A 5,044-nucleotide genomic window follows, 5' to 3' on the forward strand; every position below is an offset into this window, starting at 1 on the left:
GTGGGCATGTTTGCAAGAGCAAGTAAGTGTATTTGAATAGGAGGTAGGAGTGCGCGCTTAATAACTCTTGTCTATAGGCATTTAAAATGGGAACGAAGTTAACAATTTACCATACCTGTAGTTATTGATGGTTTGCTAATTAAGCAAAAGCACTGACACATTATTGTCCAGAGACGTGTTATGCCGCAATACTCTGGGACAAACGAGTTAAGAATCAGTCGGTTTTTGATGCTGATTCAAAGGATTCAGCATCAAAGTCTCTTCTAAATGTTCAGGGGCTAGATGCGCATAACGCATGGTTGTTGTGATTTCACTATGACCCAGTACATCTCTTAACTTCACAATATTGCCGCCGCTCATCACATAATGACTCGCAAAGGTATGACGTAGAACGTGAGTCATTTGCCCTTTCGGTAAGTCAATATTTGCTTCTGAAACCGCCTTTCGAAAAGCCGATAAGCTGTTTAAAAACATCCTCTCTTCACTGATAGACTCAAGAGCGGTGAGTTCATCATAAAGCGTTTGATTAATCGGCACGGTACGATTCTTGGATGATTTGGTATTCAAAAACGTGATCTGATTATTTTTGATTTGTGAGGGCTTTAGACTTTCCGCCTCTCCCCACCTAGCACCCGTTGCTAAGCAAGTTTTCACGATAAACACCAAAGACCGATTGCTGACTGTTTGACAAGAACCCAATAGCCTTGCGATCTCATCATGATCCAAATACCTCAACTCTTTTTCACGCTCTTTGAACTGACGAATTTTACTCAGCGGGTTCTCAAACTCAATCACCCCTAACCTCTCCAACTCGTTAAACATCGCCCTAAGATAGGCATGCTCTCGGTTGATCGTGGTCGTCGTCACTTCAATACTTCGTTGCTCTCGATAGTGCGCAAAATCTTTACTGGTGAAATCACTCGCAATGGGGTTACCCAAACGCTCTGATATTCGATAAAGACTCTTTCTCAGTCGAATATGATCGCGTAGCGTTTTACCGTGCATTCGATACCAAAGCGAGATCAATTCATCCAACGTTCGAAAATCCTTGCCCGCGCATTCTCGCTCAAGTTTTAAGGCTAATCGCTTCTCAAGTTGCATGGCCTTTCGCTCACTCTCAAACACCTGATTAGGGGCCAGACTTGAATAATAATTCGCATTCTTCTTTAAAATCATTCTTCCCCCATCGATAGTATTTAAGCAAGCAAACCGTTAGGCAAGTTTCTTGTTGCTGGTTGTTTTTTCGACAATTCCGAGCTCTGATAGTATAGAGAAGTCGGGACTAATCTGGCCCGACTCAGGGAGAACTTCATCGGTCATCAACCAATAGGTATACTTTTTGAAGCGCTCATGCTTTGTGATCTTCATCAAAAAATCACCTTTTGGTTCTCTTCTTTCTTGTTCGTAATTTCGCTGAGCTCCTACTGATATATCAATAAGTTGTGACATTTCTTCCTGACTTAACCTCTCCGCAATTCGTATCGCTTTGATTTTTTTTCCTAATTCCACACTTGACCCCACTACTACATATGACGTAGCTTAAATACCAACTACTACAAATGACGTAGCAGAATAAGTAACTCTATTTCCGTGTATTTCACGAAAATCATCAAACCTACGAGGATATCACATGCCAATGCTGCCCGCGTTATTCATGTCTGTGCCTTTATTTGCACGTTCTCACGGAATGAGTGAAAGACAGGTACTCGATCGTCTCGATAACGCCGATTTACCCGAAGTGGAAAAAGAACTCGATGCAGGGAAGCGGTATGTCGACCTCGTCGAACTCGCGGCTCGCATGGAAGCGGGACAATTCAAACTGTCGATATTGAGGAAGAAATCATGACCCCTCTTGTCCAAATCTTCTCAAACCAAAAATGCCTACCGGTGGAAGTCGTGCCAGCCAATGAGCACTCCTCGAACTTCTCTCACGCCGTGTCAGAAATGGAAGAGCGAGCCGGTCACCCTGCGTCGTTCATGGCCACCAACCTTGCCATCATCCCGCTTGAGGGTGATTTGCGCATAGTCGTACAAGGATAAGCCCATGACTCACGCCGACGTCACTCAACACCTTTACCGCTTTTGGGTGGAAGCGTATCACCAAGATATGCACTGCCTAAAAGAAAGCGCCCCATCAAGCTTAGTGACTCAAGCACAATCTGAGCTCATTCATGAATCGATTCTTGAGCGTTTACATGAAGTACGCGTCTACGCCGAAACCAGCGGCGAACACCGCTTAGCCCAATCCATCGATGACGCTTGCACAAAAATGTACTTATTCAACGAAGCCCCCTGCAAGGAGTTAGCCCAATGAAAGTCCAAACCGAAAACAACCTTGTCTATGACAACAAACATCCAAAATGCCAGCTCCACTTTGCCCGAACCCAAGGACGCGGATTTGCATTCATTCAGTGTCTCGATACCGGCTTAGACGGAAAAACGGAAAGGATAAAGCGTTACTGGGGATTCTATGCCGACTCTCTGAATGACAAAGAGAATGAAGCGGATATTTATCGCATCATGAATTCAGGCAGTCCGTGGCCTGACTTACCAAAGTAATGCTCATGGGAAATGTGTCTTACCAAGAGGCCGTGTCCAGTGTTGACTTACCTATCACTGACCCTATCCACAAGCCCTGCCCCGACATGGAAGGGCTCAAAGACTTTGACCCAGAAAAAACCGAGAGAGCGCGTTTCTTAATATCGAAGCTAAGAGAAAAGCACGGCATTAAAAAGCGCGTTAAACCGACGCCTAAACCCTTGAATTACACCTGCACCGAACGAGGCTGCATCGAGCCTTGGGGAACAGTGAGTAAAGGCAAAAATTAAGGTTGGACTATGAGTACCTACAAACGATTCCATCAACCCAACATCAATCTATCGTTAAGTCAGTATGTCTCCAATCTCACGGCGCACCTGCCGGTGATGATGCGTCAAGATCTAGAACTTAAACTAGGGCTGAGGAAAAAGCGCAGCAATCCGACCGACCATAACCTCGCCTTATTCATCACCGAACGCGTGAGCTTTGTGGATAACGTCGTCCACCACTTTACCCAAAAATTCCCGTTTGGTTTCATAAGCCATGAGCCCAAACCGCTCGAACTGACTCACGACATATTGATGAGCGATGATGCGCTTAAAAATTTCGCCATTCAACTCACCGTGGCCTTTGTCGATATCATCAATGATATTGCCGTGACAGACGCTGATGACATTCCCGAAAGCCCCACGGATTACTACCACGCCCTGCATTATGCCTTTGAACAAATCCGAGACTTGATGCTCAAGGTCTTCATTGAGCCTCCGAGTGCCGACACGCGTGATATCGGTCAAACACTCACGGTTCGTGACGCTGAAATCCTTTTAGAGTGCGCGATTCGTCGTTGTATTGATCCTAAAAACTTAGTGCGTAAATTCAAACGCCTTCGCAAGCGCTACATTGAACACGCTCAAGTCACCCTTGGCAATGTCGGAGAACAACCCAGTCAACATCGCTATGTGTCGCGCCTGACTCTCTCCAACTTCAAGCAGCAATTACGCGAGTCCGAAGCCTTCATGAAAAGTATGGTGGTCATCAACCACGACACCCTGCAAGAGTTCAATCTCGATGAGGTGGCCTCTCGCACGACAACGAACCTTGAAAACCGCCGCGTTGAATTGGTGGTTCGCAGTCGCGGGGATGAAGAGCGGGCCATCGATATGGGATTTGAAGGGGTCTTCATCAATTGGACGTTGCCCTCAAAGTATCACCGTAATTCACCTAAGTGGAACGGCTGCACCGTCAAAGAAGCGCATCAAAGCCTGATGGAGCAATGGAGGCTCGCCCGCGCCCACTTCGCCAAACAAGACATTCCTTGGTTTGGCCTACGGGTGGCTGAGCCCCACAAAGACGGCACGCCTCACTTGCATGCCTTTGTCTATTGCCCTGCAGAATACAAAGCCGAGCTCATGCGCATTTGTGCGAAGATTGCCCGAAGTGAAGATGGCGACGAGCTCTACAACAAAAAGAAACGCAAAGCCCGTTTTCACGCGAAACCTTGCAACCCTAAGAAAGGTAGCGCTACTGGCTACATCATCAAATACATCTCCAAAAACATTAACGGCGCACACCTGCCCAAAGGCGCCGCGGAAGAAACTGCAGTCTCGGTCAGAGCGTGGGCCAGCGCTTGGGGCATTAAGCAGTTTTCACAATCGGGCTCTCCTGCCGTGGGTCTGTGGCGACAACTCAGACGCGCGAACAAAGCCGATGTGGCGATTGATGAAGCGTTAATCGACCTGCATGAGCATGCGGATAAATCACGCTGGAAAGAGTTTACCCAGCACATTGGGGATTTACGCCTCGCTCATGAAACGCAGATTAACCAGTACGGCGAAACCACCAAACGGGTGATCGGGTTGGAATGGTTAGGTCACGTGATCGAGACCTGCCGCGATCACTTTTCGGTGGTGGCGAAGTGCGATGTGGACGCGTGGAAAAAAGCGCGGAGCGCTGTCCCTTGGAGCACTGAAAATAAGTGTAACCCACCCCCGAAAATCGACATTTCCCCACTCGAAAAAGCGTTAATGGACGTGACCGGATGGAGCATTAAAGGGGTTCAATGCTTACTCAAACCGCTGTCGATGGGGGCGAGAATCCCCATTGATAAGCACACCACTCTCAGCCTTATCAACGGACGGTTGGGAGTCACTTAACCCACGCCAACGATGTGAATCAGGGGCATTTTAACTAACGTCGAGAGACAGGAACTTTTATGAACATATCTATCAACACTAAAGCGATTTATTTTTACAGCTACAATATGCCAGTTGTCGGTGAACAGATTTTAATCACCGAACAAAACTTATCGCATGAATGTAATTTTATTCCAATGAACGAGCTTGCCGCTTTAAATGCAATTAACAAGGGCGTGCCGTTTGTTACGGATGCAGGTGAGCATGTTCACGTACTAGGAGCTGCTCACTAACCACGAAGCCAACGTCGAGAGACAGAGGAAGACAATGAAAAGACTATCGCTTGAGGAGTGTCAGCGAGATTTAGCCGCCCT

General features: G+C 47.0%; 9 protein-coding genes. 7 read left to right on the top strand and 2 right to left on the bottom strand.

Annotated features, from left to right (window positions below; all coding sequences use genetic code 11):
* Nucleotides 1-207: 207 nt before the first annotated feature.
* Nucleotides 208-1,176: a tyrosine-type recombinase/integrase gene (locus ACED25_RS22875; protein ID WP_371696204.1), complete on the bottom strand. Its 969-nt coding sequence runs from the start codon at nt 1,174-1,176 to the stop codon at nt 208-210.
* Nucleotides 1,177-1,212: 36 nt separating this feature from the next.
* Nucleotides 1,213-1,509 (bottom strand): helix-turn-helix domain-containing protein, encoded by a 297-nt coding sequence (locus tag ACED25_RS22880; RefSeq protein WP_048669588.1) that lies wholly within the window; start codon nt 1,507-1,509, stop codon nt 1,213-1,215.
* A gap of 121 nt (nt 1,510-1,630) precedes the next feature.
* On the opposite strand from ACED25_RS22880, the gene ACED25_RS22885 reads away from it, so the two are divergent.
* Genes ACED25_RS22885 through ACED25_RS22915 form a run of 7 tightly spaced genes read left to right on the top strand, consistent with a single transcriptional unit; the run spans nt 1,631 to nt 4,963 of the window.
* A complete protein-coding gene (locus tag ACED25_RS22885) occupies nt 1,631-1,846 on the top strand; it encodes a hypothetical protein (protein ID WP_017084672.1) in 216 nt (71 codons plus the stop codon).
* Nucleotides 1,843-2,040: a hypothetical protein gene (locus tag ACED25_RS22890; RefSeq protein WP_371696207.1), complete on the top strand. Its 198-nt coding sequence runs from the start codon at nt 1,843-1,845 to the stop codon at nt 2,038-2,040. The genes ACED25_RS22885 and ACED25_RS22890 overlap by 4 nt, the downstream gene beginning before the upstream one ends.
* A 4-nt stretch (nt 2,041-2,044) precedes the next feature.
* The gene (locus ACED25_RS22895; protein WP_132714742.1) at nt 2,045-2,314 is read left to right on the top strand and encodes a hypothetical protein; all 270 of its coding nucleotides are present in this window, start codon (nt 2,045-2,047) and stop codon (nt 2,312-2,314) included.
* Complete coding sequence (locus tag ACED25_RS22900) at nt 2,311-2,559, top strand: hypothetical protein (protein WP_371696209.1); 249 nt, start codon at nt 2,311-2,313, stop codon at nt 2,557-2,559. Before ACED25_RS22895 ends, ACED25_RS22900 begins: the two co-directional genes overlap by 4 nt.
* Nucleotides 2,560-2,564: 5 nt before the next feature.
* A complete protein-coding gene (locus tag ACED25_RS22905) occupies nt 2,565-2,828 on the top strand; it encodes a hypothetical protein (protein ID WP_057623101.1) in 264 nt (87 codons plus the stop codon).
* A 9-nt stretch (nt 2,829-2,837) separates the two neighbouring features.
* Nucleotides 2,838-4,691, top strand: a complete 1,854-nt coding sequence (locus ACED25_RS22910; RefSeq protein WP_371696211.1) for a replication endonuclease — start codon at nt 2,838-2,840, stop codon at nt 4,689-4,691.
* A gap of 59 nt (nt 4,692-4,750) precedes the next feature.
* Nucleotides 4,751-4,963: a hypothetical protein gene (locus ACED25_RS22915; RefSeq protein ID WP_048615176.1), complete on the top strand. Its 213-nt coding sequence runs from the start codon at nt 4,751-4,753 to the stop codon at nt 4,961-4,963.
* Nucleotides 4,964-5,044 lie beyond the last annotated feature (81 nt).

It is taken from the genome of Vibrio sp. 1F263 (assembly GCF_041439035.1).
Classification (GTDB): Bacteria; Pseudomonadota; Gammaproteobacteria; order Enterobacterales; family Vibrionaceae; genus Vibrio; species Vibrio tasmaniensis_A.

What these genes read in the sequence shown, in the direction of transcription:
- ACED25_RS22875 (WP_371696204.1), bottom strand. Translation starts at nt 1,176, where the DNA reads ATGATTTTAAAGAAGAATGCGAATTATTATTCAAGTCTGGCCCCTAAT.
- ACED25_RS22885 (WP_017084672.1), top strand. Translation starts at nt 1,631, where the DNA reads ATGCCAATGCTGCCCGCGTTATTCATGTCTGTGCCTTTATTTGCACGT.
- ACED25_RS22890 (WP_371696207.1), top strand. Translation starts at nt 1,843, where the DNA reads ATGACCCCTCTTGTCCAAATCTTCTCAAACCAAAAATGCCTACCGGTG.
- ACED25_RS22895 (WP_132714742.1), top strand. Translation starts at nt 2,045, where the DNA reads ATGACTCACGCCGACGTCACTCAACACCTTTACCGCTTTTGGGTGGAA.
- ACED25_RS22900 (WP_371696209.1), top strand. Translation starts at nt 2,311, where the DNA reads ATGAAAGTCCAAACCGAAAACAACCTTGTCTATGACAACAAACATCCA.
- ACED25_RS22905 (WP_057623101.1), top strand. Translation starts at nt 2,565, where the DNA reads ATGGGAAATGTGTCTTACCAAGAGGCCGTGTCCAGTGTTGACTTACCT.
- ACED25_RS22910 (WP_371696211.1), top strand. Translation starts at nt 2,838, where the DNA reads ATGAGTACCTACAAACGATTCCATCAACCCAACATCAATCTATCGTTA.
- ACED25_RS22915 (WP_048615176.1), top strand. Translation starts at nt 4,751, where the DNA reads ATGAACATATCTATCAACACTAAAGCGATTTATTTTTACAGCTACAAT.